The sequence below is a fragment of the Streptomyces sp. NPDC059224 genome (assembly GCF_042754285.1).
Taxonomy (GTDB): Bacteria; Actinomycetota; Actinomycetes; order Streptomycetales; family Streptomycetaceae; genus Streptomyces.
In genome coordinates this window covers 36,141-56,033 of sequence record NZ_JBHZAN010000004.1, presented here as the reverse complement: position 1 = coordinate 56,033, position 19,893 = coordinate 36,141, and the positions used below count along the sequence as shown (strand labels likewise).

General features: G+C 69.7%; 13 protein-coding genes. 7 read left to right on the top strand and 6 right to left on the bottom strand.

The genetic code is table 11. The features are described from left to right. Positions 1-272 precede the first annotated feature (272 nt). Together ACFXI4_RS05490 and ACFXI4_RS05485 are read right to left on the bottom strand one after the other, a co-directional pair. The gene (locus tag ACFXI4_RS05490) at positions 273-1,718 is read right to left on the bottom strand and encodes an aldehyde dehydrogenase family protein (protein ID WP_384988373.1); all 1,446 of its coding nucleotides are present in this window, start codon (positions 1,716-1,718) and stop codon (positions 273-275) included. A 482-nt stretch (positions 1,719-2,200) separates the two neighbouring features. After that, positions 2,201-2,848 carry a cysteine hydrolase gene (locus ACFXI4_RS05485; RefSeq protein ID WP_384988371.1) on the bottom strand — a complete coding sequence of 216 codons (648 nt, stop codon included), beginning with the start codon at positions 2,846-2,848 and terminating at the stop codon, positions 2,201-2,203. Between the two features lie 298 nt (positions 2,849-3,146). Between ACFXI4_RS05485 and ACFXI4_RS05480 the strand changes: the two genes are divergently transcribed. Together ACFXI4_RS05480 and ACFXI4_RS05475 are read left to right on the top strand one after the other, a co-directional pair. Then, entirely contained in the window at positions 3,147-3,974 is an 828-nt protein-coding gene (locus ACFXI4_RS05480) for an alpha/beta fold hydrolase (RefSeq protein ID WP_384988369.1), read from the top strand. Between the two features lie 146 nt (positions 3,975-4,120). After that, complete coding sequence (locus tag ACFXI4_RS05475; RefSeq protein WP_384988368.1) at positions 4,121-5,590, top strand: FAD-dependent monooxygenase; 1,470 nt, start codon at positions 4,121-4,123, stop codon at positions 5,588-5,590. 196 nt (positions 5,591-5,786) lie between these two features. Here ACFXI4_RS05475 and ACFXI4_RS05470 read toward each other — a convergent pair whose 3' ends face one another. Continuing rightward, complete coding sequence (locus ACFXI4_RS05470; protein ID WP_384988366.1) at positions 5,787-6,368, bottom strand: TetR/AcrR family transcriptional regulator; 582 nt, start codon at positions 6,366-6,368, stop codon at positions 5,787-5,789. Between the two features lie 283 nt (positions 6,369-6,651). On the opposite strand from ACFXI4_RS05470, the gene ACFXI4_RS05465 reads away from it, so the two are divergent. Both ACFXI4_RS05465 and ACFXI4_RS05460 read left to right on the top strand, forming a co-directional pair. Continuing rightward, positions 6,652-7,401 (top strand): SDR family oxidoreductase, encoded by a 750-nt coding sequence (locus ACFXI4_RS05465; RefSeq protein ID WP_384988364.1) that lies wholly within the window; start codon positions 6,652-6,654, stop codon positions 7,399-7,401. 139 nt (positions 7,402-7,540) lie between these two features. Then, positions 7,541-7,888 carry a VOC family protein gene (locus ACFXI4_RS05460; protein WP_384988362.1) on the top strand — a complete coding sequence of 116 codons (348 nt, stop codon included), beginning with the start codon at positions 7,541-7,543 and terminating at the stop codon, positions 7,886-7,888. A gap of 98 nt (positions 7,889-7,986) precedes the next feature. Here ACFXI4_RS05460 and ACFXI4_RS05455 read toward each other — a convergent pair whose 3' ends face one another. Together ACFXI4_RS05455 and ACFXI4_RS05450 are read right to left on the bottom strand one after the other, a co-directional pair. Then, a complete protein-coding gene (locus ACFXI4_RS05455; protein WP_384988360.1) occupies positions 7,987-11,784 on the bottom strand; it encodes a S8 family serine peptidase in 3,798 nt (1,265 codons plus the stop codon). A gap of 249 nt (positions 11,785-12,033) precedes the next feature. Next, positions 12,034-15,999 (bottom strand): S8 family serine peptidase, encoded by a 3,966-nt coding sequence (locus ACFXI4_RS05450; protein WP_384988359.1) that lies wholly within the window; start codon positions 15,997-15,999, stop codon positions 12,034-12,036. 369 nt (positions 16,000-16,368) lie between these two features. Between ACFXI4_RS05450 and ACFXI4_RS05445 the strand changes: the two genes are divergently transcribed. The 3 genes from ACFXI4_RS05445 to ACFXI4_RS05435 all read left to right on the top strand — a co-directional run bounded on the left by ACFXI4_RS05445 (position 16,369) and on the right by ACFXI4_RS05435 (position 19,240). Beyond that, on the top strand, positions 16,369-17,427 hold the full coding sequence (locus ACFXI4_RS05445) for a LuxR C-terminal-related transcriptional regulator (protein ID WP_384988358.1): 1,059 nt from the start codon (positions 16,369-16,371) through the stop codon (positions 17,425-17,427). 385 nt (positions 17,428-17,812) lie between these two features. After that, the gene (locus ACFXI4_RS05440; RefSeq protein WP_384988356.1) at positions 17,813-18,208 is read left to right on the top strand and encodes a MerR family transcriptional regulator; all 396 of its coding nucleotides are present in this window, start codon (positions 17,813-17,815) and stop codon (positions 18,206-18,208) included. A gap of 108 nt (positions 18,209-18,316) precedes the next feature. Then, entirely contained in the window at positions 18,317-19,240 is a 924-nt protein-coding gene (locus ACFXI4_RS05435; protein ID WP_384988355.1) for an NADP-dependent oxidoreductase, read from the top strand. A gap of 109 nt (positions 19,241-19,349) precedes the next feature. On the opposite strand, the gene ACFXI4_RS05430 is transcribed toward ACFXI4_RS05435, so the two are convergent. Then, positions 19,350-19,820 (bottom strand): aquaporin, encoded by a 471-nt coding sequence (locus ACFXI4_RS05430; protein ID WP_384988354.1) that lies wholly within the window; start codon positions 19,818-19,820, stop codon positions 19,350-19,352. Between the last annotated feature and the right edge of the window lie 73 nt (positions 19,821-19,893).

Here is a 19,893-nt window from a genome sequence, read left to right as displayed (position 1 = left end):
GCGGACGCGACGGCCCGCGGGGCATACCGGCGGGCCGTCGCCCTCCCTGGCGCATGCCCCCCTTGCATACCGTGCCGCGCACCCGGCCGGCGCAGGGCACCGCGCCCGAGGACCGGGAGACCGCCGTCGCCCCTCGCGTCGACCCGTCACGTGCGATGCGAATGGCGCGTCCTGTCAATAGAGTCCGATCTCCGGGAACGCCGGTGTGGCGTGCCCCGCCTCGGGCAGGGCACGCCACACGGATCCTTCCTTGGCGCCGGGTTGGTGGGTTGTCACAGGGTGAGATCGGTGAGGACCAGCACGCGTTCGTAGGTGTAGTCATCCATGGCGAACTTCACTCCCTCGCGGCCGACACCGGACTGTTTGACGCCGCCGTAGGGCATCTGGTCAGCCCGGTAGGAGGGAACGTCTCCGACTACGACGCCGCCGACCTCCAGCGCCCGATGGGCCCTGAACGCCGCCTGCAGATCGTGCGTGAACACTCCTGTTTGCAGGCCGTACTTGGAGTCGTTGACTGCCGCGAAAGCCTCGGCCTCGCTGGAGACCCTGAGCACCGTGAGAACCGGTCCGAAGACCTCCTCGCAGGCCAGTGTGGTGTCAGTCGGAACATCTGCGAGAACCGTAGGCGCATACGAGGTGCCGTCCCGCCTGCCACCTGTGTGCAGCGTGGCACCTGCGACGACGGCTTCGTCGACCCACGCCTCGACGCGGCACGCGGCGTCCTCGCTGACGAGCGGGCCCACGTCGGTTCTGTCGTCCGAGGGGTCCCCGGTGACCTGTGATTCGACTGCTGCGACGATACGAGGGAGCAGCCGGTCGTACACCGAGGCGTCGGCTATGACACGCTGCACGGAGATGCAGGACTGCCCACCCTGGTAGTTGGAGAACGTGGCGATCCGGTCGGCCGCATGGTCGAGGTCTTCGTCGCTGGCGAAGTCGCCCAGTACGACGGCCGCGCCGTTCCCGCCGAGTTCCAACGTGCAGTGCTTCCTGGGTACCGAGTCCATGATCGCGTAGCCGACCTTCTCGGATCCGGTGAAGGAGATGACGGGCAGGCGCTCGTCCTGGACCAGCGCGGGCATCCGGTCGTTGGCGACCGGCAGAATGCTCCACGCACCTTCCGGCAGTTCGGTCTCGGCGAGCAGGTCCCCGAGGACCAGGGCGGAAAGGGGAGTGTTCGGCGCCGGCTTCAGGATGATCGGGACGCCGGCGGCGATGGCCGGGGCGACCTTGTGGGCGCACTGATTCAGCGGGAAGTTGAAGGGCGTGATGCCCAGCACAACCCCCTTGGGGAAGCGGCGGGTGAGCGCCAGGCGGCCCTGGCCGGCCGCGTCCGTGTCCAGTCGCTGAGCCTCGCCGCTGTTGAAGCGGCGGGCTTCCTCGGCAGCGAACCGGAACACGGACACCGAGCGGCGTACCTCGCCGCGGGCCCACTTGATCGGTTTGCCGTTCTCCGCGGAGATGAGCTGTGCGATCTCCTCGGTGCGCTCCACGAGCCGCTTGCTCACGTGGTCGAGAGCGGTGGCGCGCAGGTAGGCGGGGGTTGCCGCGAACTCCTCGCGAGCGGCGTACGCGGCCGCCACCGCCGACTCCACCTGGTCATCGGTCGGCACGGCGACCTGGCCGACCAGTTGGCCGGTCCAGGGCGAGGTCACAGCCAGTGCGGTCTCGCTGATGGCCTGCCGGCCGGCGAGCCAGAAGGCGCGGGGGGAAGTCATGTCCGGTCACGGCCCTAACGTTCGAGAGGTGCTGACGTGTGTCTGTCAGCGGGTCCTACGGTAGGACCGTCGCCGTCAGGGGTGACTTGTACAAGATGTAGCGATCCCTGGCCTGAAGCCTCCAGAAGGCCAGTTCCCGTCTGGCTGCTGCTTTCGCTACTCCCTGTTCTTCCCGTACTGCGGTAGGTGTGCCGTTGCTGCTGGAAGCCTCTGGGGGCAGGAGTGTCGACTCGCATTGGCTTCCCGGGGAAGCGATGATCCCTGAGACGTCACGGCAGCAGCCCTGGAAGGGTGCTCGCGGACGGAGTACGGCCGGGTCAGGCTGTCAGAGCTCATGTTCGGGTTCGGATTCATCTGCTGGGTCGTCCTTGGCTCGATTATTCTCCTCAGATTGTTCACGCAGCCCGCACTGCGAGCCGGCTGTTGCCCGTCATCGCCATTGAACCTGCTCCGCCGGTTGTGGCTGGAAATGCCGACGGGTCCTACCGCATTCTTTCGATTGCCTCGTCAGTCGACAGCAGCGCATGGGCGAAGAACCGGTAGTTGATGATCGCAGCCTGGTAGCCATCGCCCCAGATCGGGTGGCGGGGACCTGCTGTCGCATCGCTGACCAATGCGACCTCGAATCCCTCTTCTATGAGGTGACGCATATGGGATTCGACACACATGTTTGCCAGCATGCCGCCGAGAATTATCCTCTGCATGCCACGCTTGCGCAGTTGCAGTACCAGGTCGTTGGTTTCTGGACCGAACACCTTGTGGGGGCTGGCGACCACTGTTCTGCCGTCCTCGATATAAGGCTTGAATCGCTCCAGCCAGTCGGCCCCGGAGCCTCGGAAACCAGTCAGGTCCAGCTGGCCGGCCCTTGCGAACGTGTGGGTCTCGAGCTCGCTCGTCTCAAGGGGGCCGTTCATCCGCCACCCGCTGTCCGTCGGGTAAAAATAATGAGGCGAGATGAAAACCTCGTATCCGCCCGCCTTCGCTGCCTCGAATATTCTCTCCATGTTCTCGACGGTCCTGTTCTCCGTGACGCTCGCCCCCACCACGCCCCAGTTCGCCCCGTCCTCGCTGAGCACGTCGTTCTGCGGGTCGATGAACACGACCGCCGTGTCAGTGCTATTGATTTCCATCTGACGCTCCTCGTGGTGTGGAGGCGTTGCCCGGTCGTTCGGATCGTCGTTTCAGCTTGCCCCACTGTCGGGCGTTGTGCATCGGTGAACTGCCGTACTCCGGTTGTCACCGGTTGTCGTCCCTGCCGTACATCTTGTACGCCCGTCTGGGGCCGCGGGGTCGGGGCAGGAGTTCTCTGATCACGCCCTGCATTTCGACGCGCGACCGCGCGGTCACTCGGTTAGAGTCCGACGAGGTGCTTGTGTTGCCACGACGCCGATTCCGACGAGCTCTGACCGTCTCGAGAGGAATTCCGACATGCCCTTCGCAACTGCCAAGGACGGCACGCAGATTTTCTACAAGGACTGGGGGTCCGGCCAGCCGGTTGTCTTCTCCCATGGCTGGCCGCTGACTGCGGACGCCTGGGACCCCCAGATGAAGCTCATGGCGGACAACGGCTTCCGCTCGATCGCTCACGACCGGCGGGGCGGCGGACGGTCCGGCCAGGCCTGGGACGGCAACAATCTCGACACGTACGCCGACGACCTGGCCGCTGTCATCGAGGCTGAGGACCTCCACGATGTCATCCTCGTCGGCCACTCCACCGGCGGCGGTGAGGTCACCCGGTACATCGGAAGGCACGGTACGGGCCGGGTCGCCAAGCTGGTCCTGCTCGGCGCGATCCCCCCGCTGATGCTCAAGACGGAGACCAACCCCGAGGGCCTGCCCATCGAGGTCTTCGACGAGATCCGTCAGGGTGTGGAAACAGACCGTTCACAGTTCTACAAGGACCTGAGTGCCCCGTTCTACGGCGCCAATCGCGACGGCTCGACGGTCACGCAGGGAACCCGCGACGAGTTCTGGCTCTGGAGCATGACAGTGGGCATCAAGGGCGCCTACGACTGCATCAAGGCGTTCTCGGAGACGGACACCACCGAGGACCTCAAGAAGGTCGACGTGCCCACGCTGATCGTGCACGGCGACGACGATCAGATCGTGCCCATCGTGGCGGCCGGCGACAAGTCCTCCAAGCTCGTCAAAGACGCGATCTACAAGGTGTATCCGGGCGCCCCTCACGGCCTGGCAATGGTCCCGAAGTTCGCCGAGATCTTCAACAAGGACCTCCTCGAGTTCGCCCGCAGCTGAGAGTTGGTCCGGCTCAGTGGAGCCTGGAGCAGTGGGGTGCCTGGGCCAGGTGTGTCCGGGCCGCGGTGTCCTGGCCGGCAGGCGGGGTGTTGACCTCGCGCGCCTGGGGACTGCCCATGGCGGGTGGCTGACCGGGAGGAAGGCGCATGGATTTCGACACACAGGTAGTGATCGTGGGTGCGGGGCCGGCTGGGCTGCTGCTGGCGGGCGATCTGGCGGAGTCCGGTGTCAGCTGTATCGTCGTCGAGCGGCGTGTGCGGGACTCGGAGCTTACGCGCGCGTTTTCTGTCAACGCGCGGACGCTGGAGCAGCTGGACGCCCGCGGGGTGGCTGACGATCTGATCGCGACGGGTCTGCGAAATCCCGTTCTCCAATTTTTGCAGATCGATCTGTCGCGTTTGCCGACTCGCTTCCCTCATGTGCTGGTGACGCCGCAGTACAACACCGAGCGGGTGCTTCGCGCACGCGCCCGCTCCCATGGCGTCGAACTCCGTGAAGGCTGCGAAGTCACCGACGTCCGGCAGGGTCCCGATGGCGTCGAGGCGCAGGTGCGGAATGCTGACGGGACCAGTCGAACTCTGCGTGCGGCTTATCTCGTGGGCGCCGATGGACGCAACAGCACGGTGCGCCGGTCCCTCGGCCTGCCGTTTCCCGGCCGTGCGGCGGTGCGGTCGATGATGCTTGCCGACGTGCGGCTGGCTGAACCTCCGCGGAAGCCCCCTACTGTGGGGGCGGTCGGGGACGCCTTTGCCATCATCGTCCCCTTCGGGGACGGATGGTTCCGCATCATGGCCTGGAACCGCCGCCACCAGATGCCCGACAGCGCGTCCGTCGATCTCGACGAGATCAAAGCGATTGCCCGACGGGCTCTCGGCCAGGACTTCGGTATGCACGACCCACGCTGGATCTCCCGTTTCCACAGCGACGAACGGCAGTGTCCGCGCTATCGGGACGGCAGGGTCTTCCTCGTCGGGGACGCCGCGCATGTGCACTCGCCTGCGGGTGGCATGGGCATGAACACCAGCATTCAGGATTCTGCCAACCTCGGATGGAAACTCGCTGCGGTGCTTCGCGGCCGGGCCCCGGACGCTCTGCTCGACACGTACCAGGCCGAGAGGCACCCGGTGGGGCGCAGGGTGATCCGCAGGAGCGGCGCGCTTCTGCGTGGAGTGCTGACCACTCCTCAGGCCCTGTGCGGCCTGCGGGACTTCGCCGCCCGCACCGTCCTTCACTTCCCGCCGATCGCCGAGCGGCTGGCGCGAGCCATGGCCGGTATCGACATCGCCTATCCTGCTGCGGTCGGGGCCCACCCGCTCACCGGTAAACGAGCCCCGGACATCGCCCTGGCCGGCGAGCGGCGACTCTACGAAGTCCTGCGTGGGCGCCGGTTCGTGCTGATCACGCCCACAGGTGGGTCAGTTCCTGCCTCAATGGCCGACGACTGGGGCGGGGAGGTGGAGTTCGTCACTTCTGCCGGTGCGACCGGGAAGACGGTTCTGGTCAGACCCGACGCCTACATCGCATGGGCCACGTCCGACCAGTCCTCAGAGGGGCGGAACAACAAGATCCGAGAGGCCCTGGCCAGGAACTGTGGCCCGGCAGCAACAGACGGGTAGTGCCACCGGGGGAGGCTCGGCCGATCCCCGTCCGGGCCGGCAGGGTGTTCCCGTACGAGGCGGCACCGGTACTGCGGACGGCGCGGGATCATCGCACCGTGAGCCTGCGGCTCTTGCGGACGCGCTTCTTCAGGTCCGGCGCACGGAACTGGAGCGGCCGAGCGGTACCCGATGGTGCGTGCGCACACCTGGAACGTCAGCCGAGGAACCTGAGCGCGGCGCGGGCGATCTGCTGAAGAGCCGCGCTGTCCATGTCTGTCTTGGCGAGGAACTCGATGCCCTGCATCACGGCAAGGATCAGGCGCCCGAGTTCCTGGGGGTCGGCGTCCGCTTTGACGGATCCGTCTCGCTGGGCTTCCGTCACGCATGTGATCAACAGGTCTTCGACCGTCTGGTATGAGGTTCTGGCACGTGAGACGACATCGGGGTCGTTGGTGTGCAGCTCGGACGTGCTGTTCACCAGGAGGCATCCGCGTCGCAGCGGGTCTTCCGCGAATCCGTCGGCCACGCCCTCCACGAGGAGGGTCAGGCGTTCGACCGCGGTACCGGGGCCGGTGAGTATCGCCCGGACGCTGTCCAGCTGCTCGGTGCGGTAGCCGTCGAGCACGTGCAGGAACAGCTGCCGTTTGTCACCGAAGGCGCCGTACAGGCTTCCCTTGCCCAGCCCGGTGGCGTCCGTCAGATCCTGCAGTGACGTGGCCCCGTAGCCCTGATTCCAGAACTGCTCGCGTACCGACTCCAAGACCTGCTTCTCGTCGAAATTCCGAGGGCGTCCCATGAGGAGAGGGTACGCCCTTCTTGACCTGTCGGTCCAGATCGGTCTGCGCCGAGGCCGTCACGTGCTCTGCCGAACGTGCGGCTGGTCGGACCCCGGGCGGGCGGACGGGCCGCGGAGGGGGCGGGGTCCGTGACGCACCTCGCGCCACCGTTTTTGTCCGCGCGGTCCATAACGACGTTCTTTACCGTATAGTCCATAACTGGGCCCGCTCGTGGTGCGGGCTCCGACATGCAGGTGACGCTTGGTGCGCGGACGAGGTCCGTGCCGGACAGGAGTAGGGATCATGGGACAGCTGGACGGAAAGACGGCCGTAGTCACCGGGGGCAACAGTGGAATCGGCCTGGCCACAGCCAAGCGGTTCGCGCGCGAAGGCGCCCACGTGTTCATCACCGGCCGCCGGCAGGAGGCCCTTGACGCCGCCCTGGCCGAGATCGGCCACGGTGCCGCCGCGGTGAGGGGTGATGTCGCCGACCTCGGCGACATCGACCGCCTCTACGCGGCCGTCGCTGAGCGGGGGCGGTCCATCGACGTGCTGTTCGCCAACGCGGGTGGCGGCGAGTTCGCCACACTCGAACAGGTCACCGAGGAGCACTTCGACGCGACGTTCGACATCAACGTCAGGGGGATGCTCTTCACCGTCCAGAAGGCCGTTCCGTTCCTCAGCGACGGCGCGTCGGTGATCCTGACCGGATCGACCGCGGCCACTTCGGGCGGAGCCGCCTTCGGCGTGTACGCCGCGTCCAAGGCCGCGGTGCGTTCCTTCTCCCGCACCTGGGCCAACGAGCTCAGGGGCCGGGCCATCCGGGTGAACACCCTGGTACCCGGGCCGATCGTCACGCCGGGTATCAACGGACTGGCCGCCGACGCCGCCGAGGCGGCGAAAATGCGGGACGTCTTCGCCGGTCAGGTGCCTCTGGGCCGGATGGGACACCCCGACGAGGCCGCTGCCGCCGCGCTCTTCCTCGCCAGCAGCGAAAGCAGCTTCGTCACCGGATCAGAGCTGTTCGTGGACGGCGGACTCAACCAGATCTGACCGCCGCCAGGGTCCTTCGGTTCACGGCGAAGGCCGTCGGAACGATGAACTCACCCAGGACCGGGCGGCGCACGACGCCGTCCCAGGTCGCCGACCACGTCTGTACCGAAACCGCGACAGCCCGTAAGAGAGTACTGAAATGAGCAGCAACATCCACGCCATGGTCGCAAACGTCGAGGTGGACGACCTCGACGCCGCGATCCCGCTGTACCAGGAACTGACCGGAGAGACGGAAGTCCGTCGATTCCCCTATCGCGAGCTCGAATTGGCACTGGTAGGGCCGTTCCTGCTCTACTCCGGCCCCCTTGAGAAGTATGTCTCGCAGCACGGAACCGTCATCGTCGGCTCCCTGGCCCCCGTTCTCGAAGCTCTCGGCAAAGCGAACGCCGAAATCCTCGAAGCTCCCAACGAGGTGCCCAACGGCACCAGAATCGTCGCCCGCCACCCGGACGGTTCCGTCTTCGAATACATGCAACTCCGAGCCTGAGCCCCGCGCGCGACACACCTCGCGTCTCGTCTGCGGACCTCTGGAGCGGCCGGGGCCCGGACGCCGCCGTAGGCGTGGGTCCCGGCCGCCCGCGTGGGCTACCTGAGGCCGAAGGCCCGGTTGACGGTCTGTCGGACACCACCGCCGTTCCGCTGCTCGGCCGTGACACGGATGGACACGAACTTCGCCCGGGCCGGTACGCGGAGTCGGGCGTGCCACGAGCCCCCGTCGTCCTTCAGGGCCTGCGGATGCCAGGAGGCACCGTCGTCGTAGGACACCTCCAGCCCGACCGAGGTGACGGCGTCCTTGGCGGCGTCGCTTCCGAGCACCACGGGGTCGACCGAGAAGTCCGAGGTGCGTGCCGCACGCCCCGCGCTGTCCAGGTCGGTTCCGTAGTCGAGTTGGGCGAGCGGGACGGCCTGATCCTCGGCGGTGCCGGAAACGAAGGTCCACTCCGTGTGCGTGCTGGAGGAGTAGGGGGTCAGGTCGGTGTTGCCCTGCGTGTCGGCGACGAGCCGGTACGGCAGTTTCCGGGGGGCCAGGTCGCCCACCCCGAAGTCGGGCCGTGGGCCGTTCCGCATGAGGAGCCTGTCGCCCTGGTAGAGCGCGAAGCTCCGGGACATCAGGCCCGTGTCACCGCTGTGGGCGGAACCTCCGTCACCGAATCCCGCGAGTGTGCCGCCCATGGCGTCTCCGACACGGTGCGGGACCTCGAAGCTGAGCATGCGCGGCCGGGTGATGGGGCCGAACCAGTTCTCGCCGTGCACGCTGCGCGGTCGATAGCCCGTGATGTCGGTGAAGGTCGACCAGCCGTCGATGGAGGCGTACTGCTGCCATCTGACACCGTTCCCGGCCGAGACCCAGTCGGTGCGGTGCCCGGGAGCCACGGGTTCCCGGGGGAACGGCGGAACGCGCGTGCCTCCGTACACCGAGTACGGGTAGGCAGCCGGCCAGTATTCGTACGACGGACTGTCTTCCCGGCTCTCGAGGATCTGCCGGCCGGCCGGCGGGGAGAAGGTGTTGTCGATGCGGGCGAGGCTGCCGGGGTCCGTGGCCGGCGAGGGGTCCCGCGGCACCCCTCCCTGGTGGTAGTCGGCCAGGTCGTACAGGTACGCCGGTGCGGGATGGGCCTCGACTGCCAGCACCGTCCTGCTCTTTCCCGCGGCGGTGAGGGCGCGGATCATGCGTTCTCCGTCGTCCCGGGTGACCGAGGCGACCGGGACGGATCCGTTCGTGCGCTGGTCCGGATCGCCGTACCAGTCGTATGCGCGGCCGTCTCCGTCGTTGACGACGAGGAGCATGGCCGCCGACGCGGCTCGCGCCGCGGCCGCCCGGTCCGCCGGCGCCACCTTGTCACTGCCGCGGATGACGACGGCCTTGCCGCGGGCGTGCAGGCCGGTGTAGTCGGCGGGCGCGCCGTCGCCGGCGAAGACCGCGTCCACATGCGTGGAGCCGTTGCGGAACGGCGCGGACCCCGGCTGGACCAGCAGGGAGCCGTCCATGCGGTGACCTCCGTACGTGATGGCGAGAGGCGTCTGCTTGGCACGGATCCGCGTGGTGAAGACGAAGCTGCCCCGGGTCACCTTGTCCTTGGTCGGAAGGGCCCAGAGGCTGTCGTACGCGGGTGAGGGCATGAGGATCTCGTGCAGCGCCCGGTCGTCGGCCGGCGTCGGCCGACTGGAGCTGAAGGAACGGTAGAGGTCGATCCGGCTGGTGCTGACGGAGGTCGGCTTGGGGGTCGCCACCTTGATCTGGCGGATGCGCGACGCGTCCAGGTCGACGTTCCGGTCCGACGTCAACTTCAGCTCGGGAACGGTGAGTACGGCGTATCCCAGGGAGTGCGGGCCGTTGCGGCCCGTCACGTCGAGGGTGGAGACGACGGTGTAGGAGCCGGGGGCCCAGCGGCTGGTGAGCGTGCCGTTCGGGACCCACATGACGGTCGTCCTCCCGTCGGCTCCCGTGATCTCGACCTCGCCGCTGACGGGCTTGCCCGCTCGGTCCTTCAGACGGACCGTCAGGTTGTGCTTCTCGGACTCGACGGACAGTCCCGCGGCGGTGTGCACGACGCCGGTCGCGAAGCCGGCGGTGACCTGGGCAGCGTACTGTCCGGGCGGCAGGCCCCGGGGGTCCGCGGTGACCGTCACCGTGGAGGTGCCGTGCGCGGGCACCGTGACCCGGTCGGCGGCGAGCGTGAACACTCCCGCGGGCGTGTCGCCGCGGTCCACCCCGAGTCGCAGGGGGATCGGGTGCCCGGTCGCGTTGGTGTAGATGATCTGCCGCTTCACCGGCTGCGGCTTCCCGACCTTCGACCAGGGGATCAGTCCCGCGTCGACGGACCCGCTCGCGACCACCTGGTCCTGAAGGTACGCGGCGCCCACGTCCAGTCGTCCGGTACCGGCCTGGTAGGGGCTGTAATCCGGTGTCAGGACGCTGGTGCTCATCAGGGCGTCCTTGATCTGCCGGCCGGTCCAGGCGGGATGCTTCTGGGCCAGGAGCACCGCCGCTCCGGCGACATGGGGCGCGGCCATCGAAGTGCCACTGTCCGTACGGTAGTAGCCCTCACCCGAGCTCATCAGCTGTGAGCGGGCGGCCAGGACGTCCACCCCGGGGGCGGTGAGGTCGGGCTTGAGGGCGTCGTCGTTCATCCGGGGTCCCGCGCTGGAGAAGTCGGCGAGGTGGTCGGCGGCGTCCACCGCGCCGACGGTGAGCGCGGCGTCCGCCGTTCCCGGTGCGCTGACGCTGTACGGGGCGTTTCCGGAGTTTCCCGCGGCGATGACGAAGAGGGCGCCGGTCTCCGCGCTGAGCTGGTTGACCGCTTGGCTCAGCGGGTCGTCCTGCGTGTGCCACGCGGGCGTCCCCAGGCTCATGTTGATGACCTTGGCGTGCTCGGTCCGCGCCGCCCATTCCATGCCGGCGATGATGCCGGATATGGGCCCCGATCCGTTGTCGCCCAGGACCTTGCCGACGACCAGGTCCGCCCCGGGGGCGACTCCGCGTTCCTTTCCGCCGGAGGCTGCTCCGGTTCCGGCCACGGTGGACGCGGTATGGGTCCCGTGTCCGTTGCGGTCGGTGACGTCCTCTCCCTCGACGAAACTACGAGCCGCCACCACGCGGTCGGTCAGATCCGGGTGCGTGGCGTCCACACCCGAGTCCAGTACCGCCACCCGGACGCCCGCGCCGGTGCCACCCGCTGTCCACGCCGTGGGGGCGCCTATCTGTGCCGTGGTGTCGGCGAGGTCCGCTCGCGCCCTGCCGTCGAGCCACACCTTGTCGACTCCCGCCGCGAAGGACGGTCCCGTCGCTCCGCTGGAACTCGCGTCGTTCTGTGCCGCCGATCTCAGGGAGGCCTGCCCGCCGGTGCCGGTCAGGGCGTCCCAGAAGACAGGTGTCTTCGACCGTCGAGCCTCGACAGCCTCCGCGTGGACGGACGGGAGGACCAGGGTCGTCCGCGCACCCGGCAGCGGGCTGTCGGACCGCAGCCGCCCGCCGGGAGCGGCGCCCCCGGCGGGAGAGCGCACGACGATCAACGGGAGGGCGGTCCGATGGGCGTCGTCGTAGCCCTGGGCGATCAACTGGGTGATGTCGAAGAGCTGCTTGTCGAGCCGTCCGGCTGCGATGTACGGCATGGCTCTGTCGGGATACACGAAGGTGTCCCGACCCTCGATGGCGACGCGGGCGGATCCGTCCGCTCCCGCGACATGCGAGACGTCGTCCACCGACACCGATCCGTCGGGCTGCTGAGTCGCCGTCACCTTGTCGCCGGTGATCAGCGTCACCGTGACCGGCACGCCCCGCGCCGCGGAGGCATCGGCGCCGACGGCTTGCGCGGCCGGACGAGGGGTCGCGCCGTGGGCCACCCCGGGGGCGGTCAGGGCGGCGGCGAGAACTGTCGCCACCAGAGCGCCTGATCTTCGCGCGGACGGAGAATGCACATTGCCTCCTGGATGATTGATGGACCGGAGCTGATCAGTTCCACCCCGCGCCGCGGGGCGCCCGCCGGTACGGCGGGACCTCGCGGCGCGGGATGTGGTGTGTGTCGGGCCGAAGCGGACGGTGCTGCGGCGCGGGCGTGTCCTGGACGTGGCCCTGTCTGCCCGAGAGGCGTGGGCCCGCCGGGGGTTTCAGGACCTGCCCTGGTTCGGACGTCAGTAGGAGAACTGCTCCAGCCCCGTGCCCCAGCCGTTCACGACCCACCCGGTGCGGGTGTGCGGATCGAGGAAGAGTCCCTGACGGCCGGTGAAGTCGAAGTTGGAGCCGGCGACGGTGGAGTCCACGAGGTTGGCCACCGCGTGGCGTGCCAGTACCTTGCCGGTCGCCGGGTTCAGCACGGTGATCTCGCTCATGGCGTTGTTGTCGGTCTCGACTCCGCTCTCGTAGAGGCTCGCTTCCACGACGACCTGGTGGGTGCTGTCGAGGGCAGGCCAGACCGGACCGTGGGTGCCGGTGTCGACCGCGGTGGACGGGGCCAGCGTCTTCTGGTCGGCGGTCAGCCAGGTGCTGGTGGGGAATTCGCCGCCTTCGGGGTTGGGCTGGGCGGCACCGACGGCGGCGTAGACCTTGTCGCCCTTGCCGTCGGGCAGCAGTGCCGAGACGCACAGCGGCAGCGAGGTGACGGGTGTGACGGTGCCGGTGCTGAAGTTCGCGCCGACCGCGCCGTAGGGGACGCGGCCGCCCAGGCACGGGCCCATCGTTCCGCCGGTGGCGACGAAGACCTCGCCGGTGGAGGCGTCCACCGAGACGTTGTTGTAGGAGCGGTACAGGTTGTCCGGGTTGAGTGCCAGGGACTCACCGACCCGTCCGGTGTTCATGTCGACCGGCCAGATGCGGCTGAGGCCGCGGTCGGGTTCGTAGGTGGTGACCAGGCCGCGGTGGCGCGCCGTGTCCACCGTGCCGCCCTCCAGGTAGGCGTTGCCGCTGATCAGGTCGGAGAGCGCGGTGACCTTCACCGGGGCGCCGGTCGCGGGGTTCTCCACGTCGATCGAGGCGTTCGAACCGGCGAACGGGGTGTGGACGATCAAGGCGTGGCCGCTGGCCGGGTCCGTGCCGAGTACCTCCTGCATCGTCTGCCCGTCGGTGGACTCGGCGAAGGCGGCACCGGCGGTGCCGGTGGAGAGGTCATAGCCGGTGGTGGCGGAACGGTCCAGGTGGTACACCTCGTCGCCACCCGTCAGGGTGAAGGCGTCGGTGGAGATCAGCGCCTTGCCGCCGGAGACGGTGAAGCTCTCCACGGTGCCGGCGACCTGGTCGCCGTCGCGGTACTGCAGGAAGGACGTCGGGGACGCCTGACCGATCGCCGAACCGTGCCGGGTCGCGAGCACCCGCACCGGGTACTGCAGTCCGGTCGGCAGTTTGATCGCCGACAGGTCCAGCACGGCGTGGCCCTTCACCGCGGGCAGCCTGACGGTGAGCGTGGACGGGTGGTTGAAGCCGTCGTCGTCGCGGTGACTTCCGTTCTGGTTGGTGGCGGTGTTCAGCGAGCCGTAGAGCGTGGGCCCGGGCGACAGCACCTCGAACACGGCGCCGTCCGCGCCGGATACACCGGTCGCGTCCCAGTTCACGGTCGCCCTCGGCGCGCTACGGGCGGTGTCGGCGGCGTGCGCGCGGGTGTAGCCGCCGGTGGTCAGCAGCGGGGCGTCGGGCCGTTCGCCGGCGTCAGGCCCGACGCGCAGGGCGCGGAAGTCGCCGTAGACGGGGAGTACCCCGTACAGGTCGGCCTGCTGGATGCCGACGCCGTAGAGCCCGGCGCCGCCTGCCGTGAAGGCGGATGCGGGGATCGTCACGGTGCCCTTGGTGCGGGTGAGGGGAGTGGACCACTGGACGTTGAAGTCGTCCACCGCCGCGCTGGGCGTGTAGTGGCCGACGGAGGAGAGCACCAGGCGCGGGCTGTCCAGATCGCGGACGCCGGTGAGGTCGTAGGAGACGGTGACGGACCGGCCGAGCGGGGTGGAACCGGGGGCCGCCGGGGCGAGTGCCTGTGCATAGGTGGCGTCGTCGGCGAGGAAGGTCAGACGCTGTGAGAGCCCTCCGACCACCTTGCCGCCGCGCAGCGCCTGGAAGGTGACGGGCACGCTGCGGGTGGTGTCGGAGGCGAGCGGCAGCCCGGCGGCGCCCAGCAGCTGGGCGGGCATGAGGCGCAGGCTCGGCGTCCTGCTGGTGAAGACGCCCTTGTCGCCGACCTTCACCCGGTAGGTCAGGCCGCTGCGGTCGCCGGTCATGTCCAGGCCGAGGGTGATCGGCGAGACGGCGTTCTGGCCCGAGGGCGTGCCGTTGCCGTCGGCGGGACCGGACAGGTCGATCGCCGTGGGGTCGGTGGACTCGGTGAACGCGGTGCCGGACTGCGTGGGCAGCAGCTGGCGCTGAGCCACCGAAAGCCGCACGGGCCGGGGCGCGATGCGGTAGCGCTTGGCGAGGACCTTCTCCACGGCGCGGGTCACATCGAGCTGGGTGCCCATGGCGAGTGGCTGGTCGGCCTGCGGGGGCTGGGTGATGGAGTTGCCCGTCGAGACGAGCAGGTCCCGGACTTGACGTGGCGTCAGGTTCTGGTGGGTCGCCTTGGCGGCCTGGAGCACGTCGGCCACGGCGGCCGCGATCTCGGGGGCCGAGGCGGAGGTACCGCCGTTCAGAACGACCTCGACGTCCTGCGCTGTGCAGGGGCTGGAGGTGCACACGTGCATCAGGGACGGCAGGTTGTCGCCGGGGGCGGCGAGGTTGACGCGGGTCCCGAAACCGGAGGAGTAGGCGGCGGAGCCGTTGTAGCGGGTCGTCGGGTAGACGCCCTGCCGGGGGTCGGCGGAACTCAGCGTGTCGTCGGCGGTGGTGGCGCCTGCCGCGATGACGCCGCTGTCGACCACCTTCGAGGGTGTGGTGGTGGGCTCCACGTCGTCGATGTCGGTCTGGGCGCTCGCCTTGGTGGTGGTGTCGGTGGGGGTGCTGCCGCCGTCGGGGCCGACGGAGACGGGCAGGGCGAGCCGGGTGCCGTCGTTGGAGGAGACGACCACGGCGATGCCGGACTTCACGATGGAGGTCAGGGTGGCCCGGATCGTCGGATCGTCCTCCAGGTAGCGGCCGGGGAAGCCGATCGACTCGTCGGTGCCGAAGCCGAGACTGGCGGTGATCACGCTCGGCCGGGGCTTCTGGTTCGCGGCGGCTTTCAGCGCGGCGGTGATGCCCTCGTAGCTGGCCTCCTGCGGCACGACGAGACGGTACTGGGCGCCGGGGGCTATGCCGAGCAGGTCGGTGGCGCCGCTGCCGGTGGCACCGGGGCGCTGCCGGTCGTGCGGCAGTGGGGCCATCATCGAGAAGTCGAGGAGCACCTCGCCGAGGTTCGGGTCCTGACCCTCGGTCGAGCCGAGGGGGTCGAGCTTGGCATCGTTGTCGGCCGTGTAGGTCGGGATGAGGGGCATCGACGGCTCGTCGAGGTAGCGCCGGCCGTTCTTGACGACGGTGGTGGGACCGTACGCGCGCACGTAGTCGTCACCGTTGTCGGCCATCGACTGGTCGGTGAGGTCGCCGATGGAGACGTTGGTGACGATCTGTCCGGTGCCGGGCAGGGCGTGCAGATAGGTGACGGCGTCCGCGAAGGCGCCGGCGGCGTCCACACCCTGGGTGTTGAGGTAGGACTGGAAGGACGTGCTGAGGCCGTCGTTGGCGGGCAGGCCGGTGGTCGGGCCGGGCCCGGGTGCCTTGCGGGCGTCCTGTCGCAGCACGGCCTTGGCGGCCGCGGGCAACTTCACGGGGCCGGTGTTCATCGGCTGCACGGGTGCCTGCTGGGCGGAAGTCCCTTGCTTCGTGCCAAGGGTGTACGGGGTGGCGCGGCTGATCCGGGCGCGTGCGGTGAGCGCGGTGGCGGAGGGGCTGAGCGTGGCACCGAGTCCGGTGCGGCCGGCCGAGCGCGGCACGGGGAAGGCGCGGGTGCGGCCCTGCGGGTCGGTGAGAGTGCCGGTGCCGTCGTCGGCCCAGGCCACCTTCGAGCCGTCCGCGAGGGTCAGGCTGTGGCGTGCGGGCGCGGTCGGTGCGGGGCCGTCGGCGGGCGCCGCGACGGCTGGGCCGGCCGCCACCAGGGGGACCAGCAGAGCCAGCGCGGCGGCTGCCTGTCTTACTTGTCGGTGCATCAATGTGCTCCTTGCGCGCGAGGACTTCGGGGGCGGCGCGGGTGCGGGTCTGCCGGCGCTGGCAGTTCCTGCCGGTCCCCGCCGCCGCGGAGCGCCCGGGCCGTCGGGGCTGGTGTGGCGGTGTACCGGAGTGCGCGGCAGAAGGTGCTGATCACCATGTGACGGGTGCGCCGACGCGGACAAGGAAATACCGGTGCGGCTGAGCGCAGTTGCGCTTTGGCGCGATGCGGGAGCGGCGTGCCGGAGGGCAGTTGGCACCGGTGTGCAGTGGTTGGGGCAGCTTTGCGGACCCGGTCGTGACGGGATGGGAGCGCTCCCTCGGTGGACCGGAGCGCGCGGTACGGGGTTAAGATCGCTGCACTCCCACCGGTGAACGACAGCAGGGGCCGCCCGATGCCCGCGGAACCGCAGGTGCCGCAGATCCCGCAGGTGCCCTGGAGTGGCCTGGGGCTGCCGCCGCTGGCGGGGAGGATCCTGGAGTACCTGGTCGGGCACCCGGAGACGGCTCCCGGCGAGGCGGCGGCGGCCCTGGGCGCCTCGGCGTCCGCCACGGCCCGGGCCCTTCGGCTGCTGGAGTCCGAACTGCTCGCCGTCCGGGTCAGTGGACGCGCGGGCCGCTGGAGCGCCAGCCCGCCGCGCCCGGCGCTCGGCAGCCTCCTGGCCCGCCGCCGCGAGGAGCTGGCGCATCTGGAGACGCACGCCGAGCTGCTGCACGAGATGCACATCTCGGCTACCAACCACCGTTTCGCTTCGGACCAGTTCGAGATCCTCGGCACCGAGGAACGGGTCACCGCGCGCTACGCCCATCAGCTGCGAGCGGCCCGGCACGAGGTGCTGCACCTGGTGATGCCGCCGTACGTGGCGGCGGTCGACGGGGTGCCGGACAGGCTGACCGTGCAAGCGGCGGCGATCCGCACGGGGGTCCGCTTCCGGTCGGTGTACGACAGCGACACCCTCACCGACGAGATATCGCTGGAGACCGCGCGGCGTGGCGTCGAGATCGGTGGCGAGGTGCGGTTGTCCAGCGGCTTGCCGATGAAGCTGGTGATCTTCGACGGCACCACCGCGATCATGCCCTTGCGGCGGGACGACGCGGCGGCCGGCTCGCTGCTGGTCCACTCCGCGACACTGCTGCACGTGCTGGCCGCGCTGTTCGAGAGCCTGTGGGCGCACGGGGTGCCCTGGGGGCAGGAGGGCCGTCCGGTGCCGCCGGCGCCCGCCTCCGACACGCCGAACCCGCGGGCACGCGAGGTGCTGCGGCTGCTCTCGCTCGGCATGAAGCAGGAGTCGATCGCCCGCACGCTGGGGGTGAGCCGGCGCACGGTGCAGAAGGACATCAGCGACATCGGCACGGCGTTGGGCGCGCGTAACCACTTCCAGATCGCGCTGCTCGCGCAGGAGCGCGGCTGGCTGGCTCCGGGCGGGTGAGTCCGCCCCTCCGGGAGCCGCCCGTTCGGGCGGTCGGGAGGCGCAGCGGACACCGGCGATCACCGTGCCCCGGCGCCTCGACCCGCTACCAGCTCCCGCCCCTCGTCGCCGCGGGGGGTGCCGCACATGAGGGGGCCCACGGCCACGCTCACCTGCGGTAAGGGCCGCCCTCAAGAGCCGGCGCCTCCGCGGGGCGCATGGTGGTCCACCTCGCAGATCCCGGTTTCCAACAGGGCCCGCGCCCAACAGCGATCTGCCCTCAGCCACAGGCCGGCCGCAGAAAGGCCGGCCGGCGATTCCGTCGGGGCCGCGTGGCGCTGTGCGCGAGCGTGCGTGACCCGTCGGGCGGCCTGGGCGTGCGGCGCGCGGGCGTAGGCTCCCGGGCATGAGAATTGGTGAGCTCTCCAGGCGCACGGGGGTGAGTCCCCGCTCGCTGCGGTACTACGAAGCTCAGGGCCTGCTGACCAGCGCACGCTCCGGCGCCGGCCAGCGTCACTATCCCGATGCCGCGGTCCAGCGTGTGTCGCTCATCAGGCAACTGTTCGATGCGGGTATGTCCAGCCGGGTGATCGCGACGGTGCTGCCGTGCGTGGAGACTCCCGCCGACCCGGACACCGTCCAGCTGGCGTTCGCGGTGATGACGCGTGAGCGGGACCGGATCGATGCCGACATCGTGCGCCTGGTCGAGACCCGGGACGCGCTCGATGCGCTGATCGAGGCCAACACCCGGCACAGGGCGGAGCTCTCGACGGCTCCAGGATCGGTGGCACGGCCGGCCTGATGCTGTGACCTGCGTCTCAACCGGTTGCCCCTGACATCGGTGTGAGAGGTGAGGATGCCCGTACGGCCTCGGAATCACCTGGGGCGGTCACACTTAAGGCGGCAGCACATGGGGCAGGCGTGGGGTTTCGTCAGGTACGGCGGGCCCGAGGTGCAGGAGTTCTTCGATCGTCCCGATCCCGTTCCCGGGCAGGGTGAGGTGCTGATCCGGGTCGAGGTCGCCGGCGTGAATCCGCTCGACCACCTGCTGCGCGAGGGTCTGGTCTCCGGGCTCGACGGCGGGCGTCCGTTTCCTCGCGTACTGGGCATGGAGGCAGCAGGAACCGTCCTCGCCCTGGGCGAGGACGTCGACGGGCTCGAGGTGGGTGACGGGGTCTTCGGCTTCGCCCTGACCGGTGGCGGCACCTACGCCGAGACGACCGTGCTGTCCGCGTCGAACACCGCACGTATCCCGGAAGGCCTGTCCATGACCGCGGCGGCCACGCTGCCGGTGGCGGGGACGACCGCGGTGGATGTGCTCGACCAACTCGGTCTCCCGGCCGGTGCGGCAGTCCTGGTCAACGGGGTCGGCGGCGGGGTCGGCCTCGCCGTCGCCCGGCTGGCCGCCGAGCGCGAGCTGCGCGTGATCGGCACAGGCAGTAGCGCGAAGCGTGAACACGCCGAGGCCGCCGGGGTGCGGTTCATCGACTACACCGCCGGGGACGTCGTCGCCGCGGCACGCGACCTGGTCCCGGACGGCTTCGACGGGATCGTCGACATGGTCGGAGGCACCTCGCTGCGGACGGTCGCTCCTCTGGCGCGGGATCCCCGCAACGTCATCGCTGTGGGTGACATGTCCGTGCCCGAGGTCGGTGGGCGTTTCGTCGAGCGTCGCCTCGACCGCGAGAACCTGGAGCGGTCGGCCCGGCTGGCCCTCGACGGAGTCCTCGCGCCCGTGATCACCGCGGTCCATACGCTCTCCGACGCCCCGGCTGCCCTCGCCACCGTCGAGAACGGTCACACTTCGGGCAAGGTCGTCATCAAGGTGGCATGAGAAGTGCCCGGCCTGCCGACGCCAGGAACGAGCCGCACCCAGGAGGGCCCTGTTCTCGTACGGTTGCTGGGAACAGACAGGTGGCACGGGGGAACGCTCGGCCCCGCGATCACGGCCGGGCGACGCACGCGGCGGCGTCCGCGTGAGCCGGAGAAGGACGCGTCCCGCGCGACGGGGCCCGCCCGGCCCGCCCCTGCGGCGGGCCCGGCGGGGCCGGACTCTCGCCCAGGGCGGTGAACCGCCGGTCACCACCGTGTGGGCACTGGTCGCCGGGCGGGTGCAGCCGATCTCCGGGGGCCACCTGGGTCCGCAGGTCCAGGACGTCACCGATGAGGAGGTCGTAGACCAGGATTGCGATCACGCCGCCGAGGAGGGGTGCGCCGAGGGGCACCCAGAAGCAGTCGTTGAAGGAACCGGGCCGAGTGCCCGGTGAAGCGAGTTCCCCCCAGCCCGTGGCCCAGGCGAACACGCGTGGGCCGAGATCACGCGCGGGGTTGATGGCGTAGCCCGCGTTCGCGCCGTACGGCAGGCCGATGGCGGCGACCGCGAATCCGACCACCTGTGCGGCGACGTAGGGCATGACCCTGCGCCAGGGGAACCGAAGCTCGTCGTGGCTCCCGCGGTCCGGCCCGAACCCGGCAAGCAGTGGACGA

Excerpts from the sequence above, each read along its gene's own strand:
- ACFXI4_RS05490 (WP_384988373.1), bottom strand. The coding sequence starts at position 1,718 with ATGACTTCCCCCCGCGCCTTCTGGCTCGCCGGCCGGCAGGCCATCAGC.
- ACFXI4_RS05485 (WP_384988371.1), bottom strand. The coding sequence starts at position 2,848 with ATGGAAATCAATAGCACTGACACGGCGGTCGTGTTCATCGACCCGCAG.
- ACFXI4_RS05480 (WP_384988369.1), top strand. The coding sequence starts at position 3,147 with ATGCCCTTCGCAACTGCCAAGGACGGCACGCAGATTTTCTACAAGGAC.
- ACFXI4_RS05475 (WP_384988368.1), top strand. The coding sequence starts at position 4,121 with ATGGATTTCGACACACAGGTAGTGATCGTGGGTGCGGGGCCGGCTGGG.
- ACFXI4_RS05470 (WP_384988366.1), bottom strand. The coding sequence starts at position 6,368 with ATGGGACGCCCTCGGAATTTCGACGAGAAGCAGGTCTTGGAGTCGGTA.
- ACFXI4_RS05465 (WP_384988364.1), top strand. The coding sequence starts at position 6,652 with ATGGGACAGCTGGACGGAAAGACGGCCGTAGTCACCGGGGGCAACAGT.
- ACFXI4_RS05460 (WP_384988362.1), top strand. The coding sequence starts at position 7,541 with ATGAGCAGCAACATCCACGCCATGGTCGCAAACGTCGAGGTGGACGAC.
- ACFXI4_RS05450 (WP_384988359.1), bottom strand. The coding sequence starts at position 15,999 with ATGCACCGACAAGTAAGACAGGCAGCCGCCGCGCTGGCTCTGCTGGTC.
- ACFXI4_RS05440 (WP_384988356.1), top strand. The coding sequence starts at position 17,813 with ATGAGAATTGGTGAGCTCTCCAGGCGCACGGGGGTGAGTCCCCGCTCG.
- ACFXI4_RS05435 (WP_384988355.1), top strand. The coding sequence starts at position 18,317 with ATGGGGCAGGCGTGGGGTTTCGTCAGGTACGGCGGGCCCGAGGTGCAG.
- ACFXI4_RS05430 (WP_384988354.1), bottom strand. The coding sequence starts at position 19,820 with ATGCCCTACGTCGCCGCACAGGTGGTCGGATTCGCGGTCGCCGCCATC.